This window comes from Agromyces lapidis, from assembly GCF_009749405.1.
Lineage (GTDB): Bacteria > Actinomycetota > Actinomycetes > Actinomycetales > Microbacteriaceae > Agromyces > Agromyces lapidis.
In genome coordinates this window covers 61,074-77,098 of sequence record NZ_WBIQ01000002.1, presented here as the reverse complement: position 1 = coordinate 77,098, position 16,025 = coordinate 61,074, and the positions used below count along the sequence as shown (strand labels likewise).

The 16,025-nt window shown below is 72.3% G+C and carries 15 protein-coding genes; 8 read left to right on the top strand and 7 right to left on the bottom strand.

The window, feature by feature from the left end; all coding sequences use genetic code 11:
• Positions 1-11: 11 nt before the first annotated feature.
• On the bottom strand, positions 12-470 hold the full coding sequence (locus GQQ93_RS03565; RefSeq protein WP_157422873.1) for a PPOX class F420-dependent oxidoreductase: 459 nt from the start codon (positions 468-470) through the stop codon (positions 12-14).
• 143 nt (positions 471-613) lie between these two features.
• Between GQQ93_RS03565 and GQQ93_RS03560 the strand changes: the two genes are divergently transcribed.
• Positions 614-847, top strand: coding sequence for a glutaredoxin family protein (locus tag GQQ93_RS03560; protein WP_246192118.1), 234 nt, complete (start codon positions 614-616; stop codon positions 845-847).
• A 109-nt stretch (positions 848-956) separates the two neighbouring features.
• A complete protein-coding gene (locus GQQ93_RS03555) occupies positions 957-1,484 on the top strand; it encodes a hypothetical protein (protein WP_157422871.1) in 528 nt (175 codons plus the stop codon).
• Positions 1,485-1,505: 21 nt separating this feature from the next.
• Here GQQ93_RS03555 and GQQ93_RS03550 read toward each other — a convergent pair whose 3' ends face one another.
• Positions 1,506-2,510, bottom strand: a complete 1,005-nt coding sequence (locus GQQ93_RS03550) for an LLM class F420-dependent oxidoreductase (RefSeq protein ID WP_157422870.1) — start codon at positions 2,508-2,510, stop codon at positions 1,506-1,508.
• Between the two features lie 118 nt (positions 2,511-2,628).
• On the opposite strand from GQQ93_RS03550, the gene GQQ93_RS03545 reads away from it, so the two are divergent.
• Positions 2,629-2,973: a hypothetical protein gene (locus GQQ93_RS03545; RefSeq protein ID WP_157422869.1), complete on the top strand. Its 345-nt coding sequence runs from the start codon at positions 2,629-2,631 to the stop codon at positions 2,971-2,973.
• Positions 2,974-3,142: 169 nt separating this feature from the next.
• Here GQQ93_RS03545 and GQQ93_RS03540 read toward each other — a convergent pair whose 3' ends face one another.
• Complete coding sequence (locus GQQ93_RS03540; RefSeq protein ID WP_157422868.1) at positions 3,143-4,342, bottom strand: baeRF11 domain-containing protein; 1,200 nt, start codon at positions 4,340-4,342, stop codon at positions 3,143-3,145.
• Between the two features lie 116 nt (positions 4,343-4,458).
• Positions 4,459-5,931 carry an FAD-binding oxidoreductase gene (locus GQQ93_RS03535; protein WP_157422867.1) on the bottom strand — a complete coding sequence of 491 codons (1,473 nt, stop codon included), beginning with the start codon at positions 5,929-5,931 and terminating at the stop codon, positions 4,459-4,461.
• Positions 5,932-6,193: 262 nt separating this feature from the next.
• Here GQQ93_RS03535 and GQQ93_RS03530 point away from each other — a divergent pair, with 262 nt between their 5' ends.
• Together GQQ93_RS03530 and GQQ93_RS03525 are read left to right on the top strand one after the other, a co-directional pair.
• Positions 6,194-7,243: an LLM class flavin-dependent oxidoreductase gene (locus GQQ93_RS03530; RefSeq protein WP_157422866.1), complete on the top strand. Its 1,050-nt coding sequence runs from the start codon at positions 6,194-6,196 to the stop codon at positions 7,241-7,243.
• Positions 7,244-7,375: 132 nt separating this feature from the next.
• A complete protein-coding gene (locus tag GQQ93_RS03525) occupies positions 7,376-9,742 on the top strand; it encodes an arylsulfatase (RefSeq protein WP_157422865.1) in 2,367 nt (788 codons plus the stop codon).
• A gap of 78 nt (positions 9,743-9,820) precedes the next feature.
• On the opposite strand, the gene GQQ93_RS03520 is transcribed toward GQQ93_RS03525, so the two are convergent.
• Positions 9,821-10,237: a transferase gene (locus GQQ93_RS03520; protein ID WP_170296111.1), complete on the bottom strand. Its 417-nt coding sequence runs from the start codon at positions 10,235-10,237 to the stop codon at positions 9,821-9,823.
• Positions 10,238-10,420: 183 nt separating this feature from the next.
• On the opposite strand from GQQ93_RS03520, the gene GQQ93_RS03515 reads away from it, so the two are divergent.
• Both GQQ93_RS03515 and GQQ93_RS03510 read left to right on the top strand, forming a co-directional pair.
• Complete coding sequence (locus GQQ93_RS03515; protein WP_157422863.1) at positions 10,421-12,196, top strand: ABC transporter ATP-binding protein; 1,776 nt, start codon at positions 10,421-10,423, stop codon at positions 12,194-12,196.
• Positions 12,193-13,047 (top strand): energy-coupling factor transporter transmembrane component T family protein, encoded by an 855-nt coding sequence (locus tag GQQ93_RS03510; protein WP_376862905.1) that lies wholly within the window; start codon positions 12,193-12,195, stop codon positions 13,045-13,047. Before GQQ93_RS03515 ends, GQQ93_RS03510 begins: the two co-directional genes overlap by 4 nt.
• 195 nt (positions 13,048-13,242) lie before the next feature.
• Here GQQ93_RS03510 and GQQ93_RS03505 read toward each other — a convergent pair whose 3' ends face one another.
• A complete protein-coding gene (locus GQQ93_RS03505) occupies positions 13,243-14,205 on the bottom strand; it encodes an FKBP-type peptidyl-prolyl cis-trans isomerase (RefSeq protein ID WP_157422862.1) in 963 nt (320 codons plus the stop codon).
• 113 nt (positions 14,206-14,318) lie between these two features.
• Here GQQ93_RS03505 and GQQ93_RS03500 point away from each other — a divergent pair, with 113 nt between their 5' ends.
• Positions 14,319-15,134: a class I SAM-dependent methyltransferase gene (locus GQQ93_RS03500; protein ID WP_157422861.1), complete on the top strand. Its 816-nt coding sequence runs from the start codon at positions 14,319-14,321 to the stop codon at positions 15,132-15,134.
• Between the two features lie 21 nt (positions 15,135-15,155).
• On the opposite strand, the gene GQQ93_RS03495 is transcribed toward GQQ93_RS03500, so the two are convergent.
• Positions 15,156-16,025, bottom strand: coding sequence for a sulfurtransferase (locus tag GQQ93_RS03495; RefSeq protein ID WP_212277244.1), 870 nt, complete (start codon positions 16,023-16,025; stop codon positions 15,156-15,158).

The window sequence follows — 16,025 nt, the reverse complement described above, 5'->3', positions numbered from 1 at the left end:
CGCCCGCGCGGTCAGTCGCCGAAGTCGAGACGGGTTCCGCCGAGCCGCTCGGGACGCAGCCGGATGACGACCCGGCCCTCGGCCACCGCTTCGGCGAAGAATGCGCTCGGGTCGGCGGGGCGCGCGGCCTCCGGCACCATCGACAGCAGCTCGATCCCGACCGCATCGCCCGGCTCGACGGTCGGCGCAGAAACCTCCGCGCGGCCCTCGACCGCGGCGAACGACCAGCGATCGTCGGCCGAGACGTGCAGGGTCGCCCGCGGATCGCGCTTCAGGTGCGTCGTCTTCAGACGCGTGCTCGTCGTCGAGAAACGCGCGATGCGCTCCGACGGGTCCCAGCCGTAGAGCATGGTGGTCAGGTGGGGCTGCCCGTCGCGCTTCAGCGTGGCGAGCACCCCGAAACTCTGTGCGGCGAGCAGCTCGGAGGCTTCGTTCTCGGTGAGCGGGACGGGCCCGGCGTTCTTCGTCATGTCAGGGCGAACCTGTTGCGCAGCCGATGCATTCCTGCCGCCGCGCATATGACGCCATCCTTCGTCGGGGAATACCCCAGACCGGTAATGCGTACAGTATCTGTGTGACTTCCTCCCCTGCATCGACCCCCGAACGCATCACCATGTACGGCGCCGCCTGGTGCGGCGACTGCCGTCGCTCGAAGCGACTGCTCGACGGTCGCGGCGTCGACTACGAGTACGTCGACCTCGAGGTGAACGTCGAGGCCGCCGACGTCGCCAAGTCGATCTCGGGGCGCACGAACATCCCCGTCGTCGTCTTCCCCGACGGAACCCACTTCACCGAGCCCACCGACGCCGAACTGGGCGCCAAGCTCGACGAGACGCTCGCCGCGTAAGCGGCGCATGAGCGAACGGGCGCTCGCCGTTCGGATCGCGTAACAATCGCGCGAGCGACCTCGAGTCGGCGTAGAACGGATGCATGCCCTCGATCGCCCGGCCACTCGCATGACGCTCACCCGTCTGCTGCCGACGCTGCGGCGCTCGATCCCCGACCCGATCGCGCCCGAACGCTGGCCTGCGGGCACCCGCGTCACGACGACCGACGTGATCGTCGGCGGATTCTCGATGACGCGACTCGCGGAGCGCGACGGCACCCCGCTCGCGCACCTCGCCCCGACGCCGACCGGCCGTCACGATGAGCAGGTGCGCCACCGCGGGGTCGCGGTCGCGACGGTGCGCGAGGTCTCAGCGGGCGCGGGCCTGCCGCTCGTCGCGATCGACGGCGAGAGCGGCCCCCACCGGCCCGACTGGGCCGAGGCCCGACTCATCGGCCGCGTGTCGGTCGCGAAGGTCGTGACGGTCTCGGTGCGGTTCGCGGCAGGGGGATGCCACGCGCTCGCGCGGCTCGAACTGCCCGGCGATCTCGTGGCCGGCGACCTCATCGCCGTGCCGATCGAGGCGGATCGCGTCACGATCAGCGACGCCGTGCCCCAGAATCCCGTTCAGCTCGTCGAGCCCGCCCTGCGCGCCTGAGCTCGTTGCGAGCGCCGCGGGTCAGCGCAGCGCCGGGGCGACCTGCGTCGCGAACAGTTCGAGTCCCGAGCGGTCGTAGGCGGCCTCCGGGGCGTACAGGATCGCGTAGTCCAGCCCGACGGAGCGCCGCTCCTCGAGCTTCGCAACGACCTCGTCGGGCGTGCCGACGAGCGCGCCCGGCGGGGTGATGAAGTAGTTCTCGACGTACTTCGCCGCGCCCTCGGCCCCGAGGTGCGGGGCGACCCGGGCCTCGATGCGCGCGAGCCGCGCCTCGACATCGGCGGCCGACGTGCCGATCACCGTGTTGAAGTTCATCGAGCGGGTGATCTCCGAGGCATCCCGCCCGATCGCCTCGCAGTGCCCGCGCAGCACCTCGCCCTTGTGGGCGAACTCCTCGAGCGAGCCGGTGAAGTTCGTGTAGGAGGCGTACTTCGCTGCGATCTTCAGCGTCACCTGCTCGCCGCCGCCCGCGACCCAGAAGGGGATGCCGCCGGGCTGGAGGGGCTGCGGCTGCACGATGGCGCCGTCGACCCGGTAGTAGCGTCCGTCGAGCGTCGCCTGCCCGGTGGTCCACGCCTGGCGCATGATCTCGACGCCCTCGCGCAGCATCCCGAGCCGCTCGGGGATCGACGGGAACCCGTAGCCGTACGCCCGCCACTCGTGCTCGTACCAGCCGCCGCCGATGCCCATCTCGATGCGCCCGCCCGAGATGAGGTCGGCCGTCGCCGCGACCTTCGCGAGGTACGCGGGTTCGCGGTAGCCCATGCACGTGCACATCTGACCGAGGCGCACCCGACTGGTCGCGGCGGCGAACGCGGCCATGAGGGTCCAGGCCTCGTGGGTGGCCTCGGTCAGCGACGGCACCGGGGTGGTGTGGAAGTGGTCGTAGACCCAGATCGACTCGAAGGGCGACTCCGCCGCATCGGCGAACTCGGCGAGGCCTCGCATGGCCGCCCACTGCTCGGCGGGATCGATGCCGACGAGGTCGTAACGCCAGCCCTGGGGAACGAACATTCCGAAACGCATGGGGTACAGCCTAGGAGAGGACCACGGCGTCGCCGGGCCACGCATACTCCGTACGGCGCACCTCGTTTCAGCGTCAGCACTGAGGCCGCCGCGAGGGCACGGGCGTAGCTTCGGCACAATGAACGGTCAGCTCCATTGCGAATACGCCGTCGCCGATTTCGACGCGACCGTCGTCGAGACCTGCGACGCACGCCTCATCCGCGTCACCGGTCACGGGCTCGCCCCGTCGAGCGGCTGGCGGCTCGAACTCGTCGCCGCGAACCCCGGCGTCGTGCCGCACCCCGAGAGCCTCTGGCTCGAGGTCCGCGAGACCCCGCCCGCGGAACCCCGCCCGCGCGTGCTCTCCGAGGTGCCGGTCGAGGCGATCATCGAAGACCTGCAGGCTCGAGAGATCGTCGTCCGCTTCCGCTGGCGCGAGGGCTTCCGCCTGCCGCTCCGCGAACGGGTGCCCTCGTTCCGCTGACCCGTCACCGTTTCAGGAGAACGTCGGCTGCTCAGGACGATCAGCTCGATTCCGTCCTGACTGGGTGACGTTCTCCTGAAACGGTGCGGTGCTGCAGCACGGGGTCGACATGACGGATGCCACGGGGCGCGCCCCGTGGCATCCGTCGTTCGACCCGTGGTCGTGCCCGCTAGGCGAGCGCGAAGCGGAGCTCGGCCATCGCCGGGCCGGCCCACACCGTTCCGTCGAGGTCGTCGCTGCGCACCGTGACGACCTTGCCGCCCTTCGAGATGACGAGCAGCGCGAGCTGCGGCAGCAGGTCGCCAGCACGGGTGCCGTCGACGAGGGTCTCGCCCGAGCCGTGGTCGCTCGCGAACTCGATGGCGCCCGACTGCTGGTCGAGGGTGCCGTTCACCGAGGTGGTGAAGTCGAACCAGAGGGTCTCGACGGCCCCGTCGGCCGCTTCACGGCCGATCGCCGCGAGGTCGCGTTCGATCCGGCCGGCGGTGCCCTCGGTGAGCACGCGCAGGGTCTGCTCGGCCTCGTGCACGTTCAGCTTCGCGAGCTGCTGGCGCAGCGCCTCGTCGACCTCGGCCGGCCCGAGCCGGTCGGGCGAACCGGGCACCGCGACGACCCGGCGCGAGTTGCGGGTGTTCGCGAGGAAGAGGCTGAGCAGCGGCTCGGCGGCGAACACGAACACCGGCACCCGCTCGTCGGGGTCGCGGGCGAGCAGTTCACGACGGGCGATCTCGATGACGCGCTTCGAGTACTGGTCGAGCAGGGTCTTGCGACCCTCGTCGCCCATCAGGCGACTCGCGCCCCCCTGGCTGGAGGTGCCGCGGTTCGCACCGCGGGGCCGGTCCTCTCCGGGCTCGCGGTTGGTGGCCTCATCGAGGTTCGCCGCGCCCGACTGGTCGATCTCGAGCTTCGCCGCCCGGTCGGTGGGCGTCGCGTGCCACAGCGACCACTCGTGCGCCGAGAGGGTGAGTGCGAACGCCTCCTGGTCTTGACTGGGCGCCCGCAGCAGCTGCCCGAGCGTGAAGTGCGAGCCGACGTGCCAGGCGTCGTCGAGCCGGTTCGGCAGCACGAACACCTCGCTGAACCCCGGTGCGACGAAGATCGCCATCGAACGCGCGAGGGCCCCCCAGAGCCGCTGGTCGCCGATGATCGCATCGCGCTCGGCGCGGAGCTCTGCGACCTCGGCCGAGGAGGCCCCGTTCGAGCGCACCTGCTCGATGGCCTCGTCGAAGGCGCTGCGCGCGGCGACCTCGGCGCGCTCGCGCTCGCTCACGACCGGCGAGGTCGAGAGGTAGACGGTGATCGCGGGGTGATGCGCACCCGCGAGGGCCGCGAAATCGGCAGTGGTGGGCAATTCGTAGTGGACGGTCATTCGTTCCTCCCCCGAGATCGCGACGACGATGTCGCTCGCTCCCAGCCTATGAAGGCCGGGGCGCGAGCGACACCCCCAACTGCCGGGTCGGCGGGTCGGAACCCGATGACCGCGGGTCACCCCACGGGGTGGTTCGAGCGGATGACGCGGGTCGGATCGACCGCTCGCTTGAGTGCGCGCAGACGCGCGAGTCGACCGCCGAAGAACTGCGCCGCGTCGCGACGCTGCTCGGCGAAGTTCAGGTACTCCTCCGGGGCGCGCCACGGCTCGATCTTCGAGAACAGACGGCCCAGCGAACGGGCGATCGCCTCGTCGGCGCCCGGCATCGCCATGGCCCCGGCGAACACGAGATAGTTCGCCTCGAACCCGGCGGTCGCACCGGGCACGGGCAGTCCGAGCTCGGCCGAGCGCTGCACGGCCGCATCGGGCTCGACCGCACCGCCGAGGTGGCGGATCTCGGTCGTGAACAGGGCGGTACCCGACCCGGCGCCGACGGCGTCGACGAAGGCGCGCACCGCGGCGGCCGGCAGCTCGCGGAGCATCATGCCGTCACCGCGGCCCGGCACGGGCCCGGGCGGGTCCATGTGCAGGGCGAGCAGCTCGGCGGGCGCCTGCGGGTGCACGGTGTCGAGTTCGGGGGCCAGCGCCCGCAGCGGGGCGAGCAGCTCGTCGGCCCGCGCCGGGGAGTCGAGCACGACGGCCTCGACGATCACGACCGAGCGGCCCGAGAGGAACGGCGGGAGCTCGGGCAGCGGCGGCAGGTGCATGATGCGCACCACGCTCTGCACCGCGTCGGGCACGGTGTTCGTCCAGTCGGCCCAGGCCGTGGCGACCTCGTCGGCCCGCTCCACGGGCCAGAGCAGCATGCCCGCGACGACCTCGGTGATCGGGAACAGGCGGAACTCGAGCGCCGTCACGACGCCGAAGTCGCCGCCGCCGCCGCGCACGGCCCAGAACAGCTCGGAGTCGTGCTCCTCGTCGATACGGCGGTGACGGCCGTCGGCAGTCACGATCTCGACGGCGAGCACCTGGTTGGCCGCGAGGCCGTGCGTGCGGGCGAGCCAGCTGACACCGCCGCCGAGGGTGTACCCGACGACGCCGACGTCGTGCGACGATCCGGCGAGCGCGGCGAGCCCGTGCGGCGCGGCCGCGGCGACGACGTCGCCCCAGAGCGCACCCGCCTCGACCCGGGCGGTGCGGCGCCGGGCGTCGATCTCGACGCCGCGCAGTTCGTGGGTGCGCAGCAGGATCGCGTCGGCGAGCCCGTTGTCGGCCGCGAGCGGCCCGGCGTTGTGGCCGGTGCCCTGCGGGGCGACGGCGAGTCCGTAGCGGGCGCCGAACCCGACGGTGCGCACGAGGTCCTCGGTCGAGCGGGCCGTGACGACCACCGCGGGGCGCTGGTCGACGTCGAGGTTCCAGGCGGCGCGGGCGTCGTCCCAGTCGGGGTCGCCCGACAGGTGCACGCGCCCGTCCAGCTGCTCGTCGAGCAGGGCGAGGGCCTCGCGGAGCGAGAGGGTGGCGAGGTCGGCAGCCGACGCCTCGAGCGTGGCGGCGGCCACCGAGGGTGCGGAAGGCACAGGGGTGTTCACAGGTGGTTCCTTTCAGGATTCCGGTGCGGGCCGGGCGGCTTCGGCACTGAGGCGGATCAGCCGTTCCGACGGCCGAGCAGATCTGCACGGCGCTCGCAACGAGACCCCATCCAACGGCGGCGGCCGGGCCGCCGCGTCAGTGAACCCCCTCCGATGCGCTCAGGGGTATCCCTGCCGCGGAGCGCACCGGATCACGCGGGAGCACGCGGGAGCCCGCCGCGGTCTCGGAATACCGGATGCCGCGGGGCGGTTGCCGAAAGCGATGAACATCTCGCCGCGCCTGTCCGTACTCGACCTCGTTCCGGTTCGCAGCGCCCAGACGAGCCGAGGTGCCGTCGCGGCATCCGTTCGCCTGGCGCAGCTCGCCGATCGGCTGGGCTTCACCCGCTACTGGTTCGCCGAGCACCACAACATGCCGGCCGTCGCCTCGACGACGCCGCCCGTGCTGATCGCCGCGATCGCGACGCAGACCGAGCGGATCAGGGTGGGGTCCGGCGGCGTGATGCTGCCGAACCACGCGCCGCTCGTCGTCGCCGAGCAGTTCGCGGCCCTCGAGGCGCTCGCCCCCGGCCGCATCGACCTCGGCATCGGGCGCGCGCCGGGCAGCGACCCGGTGATCACGCAGCTGCTGCGCATCTCGGGTCCCACTGCGGAGGTCGACCGCTTCCCCGACCACCTGGCCGACATCCTCTCGCTGCTCTCGCCCGACGGCGCGACGCTGCGCCTCACGAGCGGTCGCGAGTACGCGATCACCGCGACGCCCGCCGCTTCGGCCGTGCCGCCGCTCTGGCTGCTCGGCTCGAGCGACTACTCGGCGAAGCTCGCGGCCGAGCTCGGCCTGCCCTACGTCTTCGCGAACCACTTCTCGGGCCAGGGTCTCGAGCGCGCGCTCGAGCTCTACCGCACCGGCTACCGCCCGAGCGAGGCGCACCCCGAGCCCGAGACGTTCCTCACGGCGAACGCCTCGGTCGCGCCGACCCTCGACGAGGCCCGCGCACGGGCGCTGCCGCAGCTGCGTTCGATGGCCAGGCTGCAGCTCGGCCGGCCGATGCGCCCGCTCGAGACGGTCGACGAGGCGCAGGCGGCGCCCGCCGACTCGCAGGCGGCGGAGCTCATCACGGCGATGGAGCGACGCTGGGTGATCGCGGATGCCGCGGGCGCGGCCTCGGAGCTGCGGACGCTCGCCGCCCGCCACGGCATCGACGAGATCATGGTGGCGCCGATCGCGGGGTCGTACGCGTCCGAGCCGCTCGACCGCACGCAGGGTCGCGAGCAGACCCTCGAACTGCTGGCGGGCGCGCTCGCAGAGTAGCGCGGCGGCCGCATACCCCGATCTGGGTGATTCGGTGCGGAGCGGACTTCGGTACCGTGACCCGAGTCGGCGCCGACTCGACTGCGACGCGGTGTCGACGGATCCGCTCGACCACCGACACGGGGGAATGTCATGAAGCCTGATCGTCACGCACGTACGATGCTGCCGATTCCCGATCGCCCGGCGCCCGGGCTCACCACGTACGACGCGAAGGACCCCGAGACCTCGTACCCGCCGATCGAGCCGCTGATGCCGCCCGACGGCGCCCCCAACGTGCTCATCGTGCTCATCGACGACACCGGCTTCGGTGCGTCGAGCGTCTTCGGCGGCCCGTGTCGCACACCGAACGCCGAGAAGCTCGCCGCCCGCGGTCTCAGGTACAACCGCTTCCACACGACGGCGCTCTGCGCCCCCACCCGCGCGGCGATGCTCAGCGGTCGCAACCACCACTCGGTCGGCATGGGCAGCATCACCGAGACGGCGACCTCCGCCCCCGGCAACAGCTCGCTGAAGCCGAACACCAAGGCACCCGTCGCGATGACGCTGAAACTGAACGGGTACTCGACCGCGCAGTTCGGCAAGTGCCACGAGGTGCCCGTCTGGCAGTCATCGCCGATGGGGCCGTTCGACGCCTGGCCGACGGGCGGCGGCGGGTTCGAGACCTTCTACGGGTTCATCGGCGGCGAGAACAACCAGTGGGATCCGGCGCTCTACGACGGCACCACCCCGATCGAGCCGCCGGCGACTGCCGAGGAGGGCTACCACCTGACCGAGGACCTCGCCGACCACGCCGTCAGCTGGATCCGCACGCAGAAGGCGCTCATGCCCGAGAAGCCGTTCTTCGTCTACTTCGCCCCGGGCGCGACGCACGCGCCGCATCACGTGCCGAAGGAGTGGGCCGACAAGTACCAGGGCGCGTTCGCCGACGGCTGGGACGCCCAGCGCGAGAAGACCTTCGCACGGCAGAAGGAGCTCGGGGTCATCCCGCCGGACGCCGAGCTCACGGCCCGGCACGCGGAGATCCCGGCGTGGGACGACATGCCCGACGAGCTCAAGCCCGTGCTCGAGCGGGAGATGGAGGTCTACGCCGGCTTCCTCGAGCACACCGACCACCACGTCGGCCGGGTCATCGATGCGATCGAGGATCTGGGCGTGCTCGAGAACACGCTGATCTTCTACATCATCGGCGACAACGGGGCCTCGGCAGAGGGCACCGTGAACGGCGCCTTCAACGAGATGGCGAACTTCAACGGCATGGCCGCCCTCGAGACGCCCGAGTTCATGCGCTCGAAGATGGACGAGTTCGGTTCGCCGACGTCGTACAACCACTACGCCGTCGGCTGGGCGTGGGCCATGGACGCCCCGTTCCAGTGGACCAAGCAGGTCGCCTCGCACTGGGGCGGCACGCGCAACGGCACCATCGTCTCGTGGCCTGCGGGCATCACCGATCAGGGCGGCCTGCGCAGCCAGTTCACCCACGTCATCGACGTCGCTCCCACCATCCTCGAGGCGGCCGGCCTGCCCGAACCGACGATGGTGAACGGGGTGCAGCAGTCGCCGATGGAGGGCACCAGCATGCTCTACTCCTTCGACGACGGCGAGGCCCCCGAGCGGCACGATCTGCAGTACTTCGAGATGTTCGGCAACCGCGGCGTCTACCACAAGGGGTGGAGCGCCGTCACGAAACACCGCACCCCGTGGGTCATGGTCGGCGGTTCGCTCGTCGCGTTCGACGACGACGTCTGGGAGCTCTACGACGGCGACGTCGACTTCAGCCAGGCCCGCGACCTCAGCGCCGAGCACCCCGACCGACTGCACGAGATGCAACGCCTCTGGCTCATCGAGGCGGCCAAGTACAACGTGCTGCCGCTCGACGACCGCACGGCCGAGCGCCTCAGCCCCGAGCTCGCCGGCCGACCGACGCTCGTGCACGGCACGTCGCAGCAGTTCTTCCCCGGCATGGGCCGGCTCTCGGAGAACAGTGTCGTCAGCATCAAGAACAAGTCGTTCTCGGTGACGGCGGAGGTCGAGGTGCCCGAGGGCGGCGCGAACGGCGTGATCATCGCACAGGGCGGGCGCTTCGGCGGCTGGAGCCTCTACGTGAAGGACGGCACGCTGAAATTCGTCTACAACGTGCTGGGCATCCAGGAGTTCGCCACGGCGGCGACGAGCGCGGTGCCCGCCGGCACGCATCAGGTGCGCATGGAGTTCGCCTACGACGGCGGAGGCCTGGCCAAGGGCGGCACCGTCACCCTGTTCCACGACGGTGCCGAGGTCGGAACCGGTCGGGTCGGCGCGACCCAGCCGCTGGTCTTCTCGGCCGACGAGACGACCGACATCGGCTACGAGTCGGGCACGCCGGTGACCGACGACTACACGACGCAGTCGAGCCGGTTCACCGGCAAGCTGCACTGGGTGCAGATCGACCTCGGCGACGACGACCACGACCACTTCATCGACCCCGACGAGCGCATGCGCATCGCCATGGCGCGGCAGTGATCGCGAGACGGTAGCCGCTCATCGCCCGGTCGGCGGCGCCGACCGGGCGACCGGCAGCCGACCGACCGGGCGACCGGCTCAGGCCGCGAGGCCGAGCCGGCGCAGGTCCTCGGTCGAAGCGCGGTACTCGTCGCCGTCGGCGATGGTCGTCTCGCGGGGCACGCGCGCCCCGTTCTGCACCTTCGCGCCGATGCCGATCGTCGCGTACGGGCCGATGACGGCGTTGCGGCCGACGACGGCGCGTCGCCCGATATGGGCGTTCACGCCGACCACGGCGCGCTCGGCGACGATCGCGTCGCCCTCGATCCAGCCGCCCGGGCCGATCTGGGCGCCGCGTTGCACTTCGGCGCCGGGGTCGACGTAGGCCGTCGGGTCGACGAACGCGCTCGGGTCGACCTTGGCGGTGGTGGCGACGAGGCCACGACCGTTCGCGTGCTTGCGGTAGCGACGCAGGATCCCGGCTTCGTCCTCGAACTCGACATAACTGATGCCCACGTTCTCCTCCTTCCGGCGTGGTGGCTCCACGTCCGAACATAGACACAACATCGCGGCTGACCGGGGTATTCCCGTGCGTCGCCGACGCGAGCGCCGACGTGGGGCCGACCGCGAGGTTAGGCTGTCCTAAGCCCCACGGATGCCGCGTCGCGAGCGTCCGTCCACTCCGACCCAGGCCCTGTCATGCGCACTCCGCCCATCATCGAGCTCGACCGCGTGAGCATCCGCCACGAGGGCGCGAACCGACCGACCCCGGCCGGGGTGTCGTTCGACGTGGCACCGGGCGAGGTCGTGCTCATCCTCGGGCCGAGCGGATGCGGCAAGTCGACCCTGGCGCTGGCGCTCGACGGCCTCGTGCCGCACGCCGTGCCGGCCGAGCTCGAGGGCACGGTGCGGGTCGCGGGCCTCGACAGCCGCGAGCACCCGGTCGGCGTGCTGAGCGAGCACGTGGCGATGGTCTTCCAGGATCCCGACGCGCAGATCGTCACCGGCAGCGTGCTCGACGAGGTGTGCTTCGCCCCCGAGAACCAGCTCGTCGAGGCACCCGAGGTGCTCGCGCGCGCCGAACGCGCGCTCAAGCTCGTCGGCCTCTGGGACCGTCGCACCGAGAGCCCCGACACCCTCTCGGGCGGCGGGCGGCAGCGACTCGCGATCGCCTGCGCCCTCGCGATGGCGGCGCCCGTGCTCGTGCTCGACGAGCCGACGGCGAACCTCGACCCCGCCGGCATCGACGAGGTGTACGCCGTGCTCCGCGAGCTCGCCGACGACGACGATCACGCGATCGTGCTGGTCGAGCACAACCTCGATTCGGCCGTCGACCTCGTCGACCGGGTGATCGTGCTCGACGCCGGGGGCCGGCTCGTGATCGACGGCCCCGCCCGCGAGACGCTGCGCGAACGCGCCGACGAGCTCGCCGCACTCGGCGTCTGGCTGCCGGTCTCGACGCTCGCGGCGATGCGCCTCCGCGACGCGGGCGTGCCGATCGGGCCGCTGCCGCTCACTCCGGCCGAGCTCGCGGAGGCGCTCGACGCACTGCCGCACCTGCCCGCGCCGCTCAGCTCCTCCTCCCCCGTGCGTTCGACGGCGCTCGCACCGACCCCGTCGCTCGCGACCGCCACGGGCGGCCTCGCGGCGGTGACCGCCCCGGTGATCCGCGCGCGCGGGGTCTCGGTGCGGCGCGGCGGGCGCCGCGGCCCGGTGGTCGTGCACGACGTCGACCTCGAGGTCGCGGCGGGCGAGTTCCTCGCGATCGTCGGCACGAACGGCGCAGGCAAGACCTCGTTGCTGCAGGCGCTCGCCGGCGTCGTCGAGGCGCCCCGTGGCACCGTCGAGGTGCTCGGCGTCGACCCGGCCCGCGCCGACGCGCGCGAGCGCGCGCGTCGGGTGGGCTTCGTCTTCCAGAATCCCGAGCACCAGTTCATCGCGGGCTCGGCGCGCGACGAGCTCGAGCAGGGACTTCGGCTGCAGGGTCTCGGCGACGCCGAGGTGACCGAGGCATGCGATCGGATGCTTCGCCGGTTCGGCCTCGAGGAGCTCGCCGAGCAGCACCCCTTCCTGCTCTCGGGCGGGCAGAAGCGCCGGCTCTCGGTGGGCACCGCACTCGTGGCGGGCGCCCCGGTGCTCGCCCTCGACGAGCCCACCTTCGGGCAGGATCGCGCCCGCGCCGCCGAGCTGCTCGACATGCTCCGTTCGCTCAACGACGAGGGCACCACGGTGCTCGTCGTGACGCACGACCTGCAGCTCGTCGCCGACTACGCGACCCGGCTCGCGGTCATGCGGGGCGGGCGCCTTCTCGGCGTCGGCGCGACCGGCGAGGTGCTCGCGGGCCCCCTCATCGAGCAGGCCGGTCTGCGGCACCCGCCGCTCGCGCGCGCGACGCGCGGGCTCGAGCACCACCCCGAGTGGCACACCGTCACCCGCATGTCGCAGCTGCCGGTCGCCACGGGAGGGGCGAGGTGAGCGGCACGGCGGGACCGCTGCCCGCGGCCGACGCGATCGTCACGACCGGCGCGATCCCCGCGACGGGCGCGATCGCGACCCGGCGCGGCCCGCTCGCGACGCTGAACCCGCTCGCGAAGCTCGCCGCTCCGCTGCCCGCGATGCTCGTGGTCGTGTTCAGTCGCGACCTCCTGCTGCCGACCGCGTTCATCGTGCTCGCGCTCCTCGTGCTGCTCATCGGCGCCCGTCTTCCCGGCCGGGTCGTCGCGGCGCTCCTCATCGGCACTCCGCTCGCGGCGATCGTGCTCGGCGTCAGCTTCGGCGTGTGGGTCGACCCGTCGAGGCTCTCCGGCCCCGAGACATCCATCGTGCTCTTCTCGATCGGCGAGTGGAGCTTCACGCTCGCCGCCTACCTCGTCGGGTTCACGACGGGCCTGCGCATCCTCGCCATCCTGCTGCTCTCGCTCATGGCCGGCATGACCTCGACCGGGCCCGAGTTCGTGCGCGCGATGGTGCAGAACCTGCGGGTGCCGTACCGCATCGGCTACACGGCGCTCGCGGCGCTGCGCTTCGTGCCCCGATTCGGGCACGAGCTCGAGATCATCCGTGCGGCGCACCGGGTGCGCGGCACCGTGCGCGGCCGCGGCCCGATCGCGGCCACCCGCCGGGCGTTCGGCACGGCGGTGCCGCTGCTCGCCTCGGCGATCCGGCACGCCGAACGGGTCGCCCTCGCGATGGACGCCCGCGCCTTCGGCGCCCACACCACCCGCACCGAGCGAGTGCTGAGCCCGTGGCGGGTGCGCGACACGCTCTTCGTCGCGGGCTTCGTCGCGGTGAGCGCGCTCATCGTCTGGGCGACCTGGGGCCGCTGAGTCCGCGCCGGCCCGCACCGGCCCACGCCGGCCCGTTCCGTCATGCATTCAGGAAGACGCACGCCGCTCAGGATGATTCGCGCGGAATCGTCCTGAGCGGCGTGCGATGTCCTGAAACGTCGGTGCACCTGAAGCGCGCACGACGAAGGGCCGGACACCACGCGGCATCCGGCCCTTCGCGTACGTGCCGCGCGCTTACGCCGCGGGCGCGGTGTCCTCGATCTCGACGAGGAACACGAGCGTCTGCCCGCCGAGGTCGTGCGCGGCGGGGTCGGTGCCGTAGGCGTACTCCGGCGGGATCACGACGATCAGCTTGGTGCCGACCTTCTGGCCGACGAGCGCGGCGCCGAAGCCCTGGATGACGCCGTCGGTCGTGAACGTCGAGGGCTCGCCACGGGTGTAGCTCTGGTCGAAGACCTCACCGCTGTCCCAGCTGATGCCCTGGTACTGAACGGTCACGCTGTCGCCTTCGCCGACGGTGTCGCCGTCGCCCTCTTCGAGCACCTTCATCTGGAGCTCGGTCGGCGCGTCGACCTTCGGCAGGGTGACGGTGGGGGCCTCGCCCTCGGCGCCGAACTTCACCTCTGGCACGTTCTCGGTCCACTCGGCGGGCTTCAGCGGCTCCTGCACCTCGACGGCGTCGATGACGATGACGACGTCGTCGTCGGCCTCGAGGCCGATCTGCTCGTTGCCCGCGCCGTCGTAGAGCGCGGAGGCCGGCGCCACGACGACGGTGCGCGAGCCGAGCGGAACGCAGTCGATGCCCGCGCGGAACGCGTCGAACACGGTCGCGTCGCCCGCCGTGATCTGGGCGGGCTGGGAGAAGAGCTGCTCGCCCGAGGCGCCCGAGTACAGGCTCACGACGGCGTTGATCTTCTGGCCGGTCTCGGTCTCGTCGCCGTCGCCCTCGATCACGAGGGTGCGCTGGAGCTCGTCGGCCTCGAGCGGGGCGGTGAACGTCGCCTTCGCCTCGCCGGGGTACTCGCCCTCGACGGTCACCGCATCGCTGAGCGCGCCGGACTCGACCTCGAGGCAGTCGGCCGCATCGGGCGTCTTCGACGCCTCGGGCTCGTCGGGGGTGCTGGCGCAGCCGGCGAGGAGCAGGGCGGCTGCGGTGGCGAGCGCGAGGGGCGCGCCGCGGCGCAGGGCACGATTCATGGGGGTGACTCGATTCGATCGGAGGACGTGATGCAAGTGCACCCAGTCTGCACCGTTCGGCTTTCGATTGCCTGAATCCCACGATTCCGGCCGATCAGGGCCAGAATGGGCCCATGGGGGAGACGACGAGCGAGCCTGATTTCGTCGGGGGGTTCACGGCTGCCGCCGAGTCCTACGCCGAACTCGACGAGGCGGTCTGGAATCCGATCTCGACGGCGACGGTGGCCCGGTCGAGACCACGATTCGACGAGCTGGTGCTCGACGCGTGCTCGGGCGACGGGGCCTCGGCGTTGCCGACGGCCGAGCTCGTCGGCCCCGGCGGCATCGTCGACGCGGTCGACCTGACCGCCGGGCTCGTCGACATCGCACGCGAGCGCGCGACCGATCGGTTGCCGCAGCTCCGGCTCCACGTCGGCGACGTCACGGAGTGGGAGCCGACGGGCTACGACCTCGTGCAGTGCGTGCTCGGGGTGCACTTCTTCGACGACCCCGACGCGGGGGCCCGGCACCTGGTCGAGCGGGCGAAGCCGGGTGGGCGCATGGCGGTCGCGGTGTGGGCGCGCGGCGCCCTCGAGCCGGTGCCCGAGGTGCTCGCGACGGCACTGCCGGCCGATCTCGCGCTCCGGCTGCAGGGCGGTGCCGCCTCGCCGACGATCAGCGACGTCGACACGCCCGGCACGCTCGCGCAGTGGCTCACGGGGCTCGGCCTCGTTCGGGTGCGCGCCGAGATCGTGCGCCGCCGCCTCGACCTCGACGACGCGCTGGCGTGGTCGCTCGTGACGGGCACGGGGCTGCGCGCGTTCCTCGTCGGGCTCGACGACGACGAGTTCGAGGCGGTGCGCGAGCGCTATCTCGCCGGCCTCGCCGGGCGCGGCGTGCGTACGGTCGATCTGACGACGCTCGTCGCCGTGGGCTTCAGGGCGGGCTGAGTCGGTTCAGGGCCGGCTGAGTCAGGTCTCGGGCCCCGTCGCCACCGGGCGCCCCTCCTCACGCGACCACTGGCTCCAGGAGCCGGGGTAGAGCGCGGCGTCGACGCCGGCGATCGCGAGCGCGGCGACGGCGTGCGCGGCGGTGACGCCCGATCCGCAGTACGCACCGACGGCGACGCCGGGTACGGCGCCGAGCGCGGCGAACCGCTCACGCAGCGCGTCGGCGGGCAGGAACCGGCCGCTCGCGTCGAGGCTGCCGCCGCTCGGCGCGGAGCGCGCGCCGGGGATGTGGCCGGCACGCGGGTCGATCGGCTCGACCTCGCCGCGGTAGCGCTCGCCCGCGCGAGCGTCGAGCAGCACTCCCCCGCTCGGCAGCGCGGCGGCCGCATCGGCGTCGATCACCGGCATGCCGCCGAAGCGGGCGGTCGCGTCTCCCGGCTCGGGCGAGACCCAGCCGGTGTCGAGCGGATGCCCCGCCGCCCGCCATGCGGCGAGCGCGCCGTCGAGCATCCGCACGTCGGCGAGACCCGCGTGGCGCAGCAGCCACCACGCTCGGGCCGCCGACTGGTTGCCGAGGTCGTCGGTGACGACGACGGTGTCGCCGTCGCGAAGACCCCAGCGGCGCATCGCCGCGGTGAGCGCCTGCTCGCTCGGCAGCGGGTGCCGGCCCTCGCCGACGGCGTCGTGGTCGGCGAGCTCGCGGTCGAGGTCGACGTACACGGCGCCGGGCACGTGCCCGGCGAGGTAGGCCTCGGTGCCGTCGGGCACGGCGAGCGACCAGCGCACGTCGAGCACCACGGTGCGGGTGCCCGCCTCGGCTCCGCGCTCGGCGGCGAGCCGCTCGCCCGCGAGGCGCTCCCGGAGTTCGTCGTGCTGAATCAAGATCGGCAT

Coding starts and splice junctions, on each gene's coding strand:
- GQQ93_RS03525 (WP_157422865.1), top strand. CDS start 7,376: ATGAAGCCTGATCGTCACGCACGTACGATGCTGCCGATTCCCGATCGC.
- GQQ93_RS03550 (WP_157422870.1), bottom strand. CDS start 2,510: ATGCGTTTCGGAATGTTCGTTCCCCAGGGCTGGCGTTACGACCTCGTC.
- GQQ93_RS03545 (WP_157422869.1), top strand. CDS start 2,629: ATGAACGGTCAGCTCCATTGCGAATACGCCGTCGCCGATTTCGACGCG.
- GQQ93_RS03505 (WP_157422862.1), bottom strand. CDS start 14,205: ATGAATCGTGCCCTGCGCCGCGGCGCGCCCCTCGCGCTCGCCACCGCA.
- GQQ93_RS03540 (WP_157422868.1), bottom strand. CDS start 4,342: ATGACCGTCCACTACGAATTGCCCACCACTGCCGATTTCGCGGCCCTC.
- GQQ93_RS03500 (WP_157422861.1), top strand. CDS start 14,319: ATGGGGGAGACGACGAGCGAGCCTGATTTCGTCGGGGGGTTCACGGCT.
- GQQ93_RS03560 (WP_246192118.1), top strand. CDS start 614: ATGTACGGCGCCGCCTGGTGCGGCGACTGCCGTCGCTCGAAGCGACTG.
- GQQ93_RS03555 (WP_157422871.1), top strand. CDS start 957: ATGACGCTCACCCGTCTGCTGCCGACGCTGCGGCGCTCGATCCCCGAC.
- GQQ93_RS03515 (WP_157422863.1), top strand. CDS start 10,421: ATGCGCACTCCGCCCATCATCGAGCTCGACCGCGTGAGCATCCGCCAC.
- GQQ93_RS03565 (WP_157422873.1), bottom strand. CDS start 470: ATGACGAAGAACGCCGGGCCCGTCCCGCTCACCGAGAACGAAGCCTCC.
- GQQ93_RS03530 (WP_157422866.1), top strand. CDS start 6,194: ATGAACATCTCGCCGCGCCTGTCCGTACTCGACCTCGTTCCGGTTCGC.
- GQQ93_RS03495 (WP_212277244.1), bottom strand. CDS start 16,025: ATGCCGATCTTGATTCAGCACGACGAACTCCGGGAGCGCCTCGCGGGC.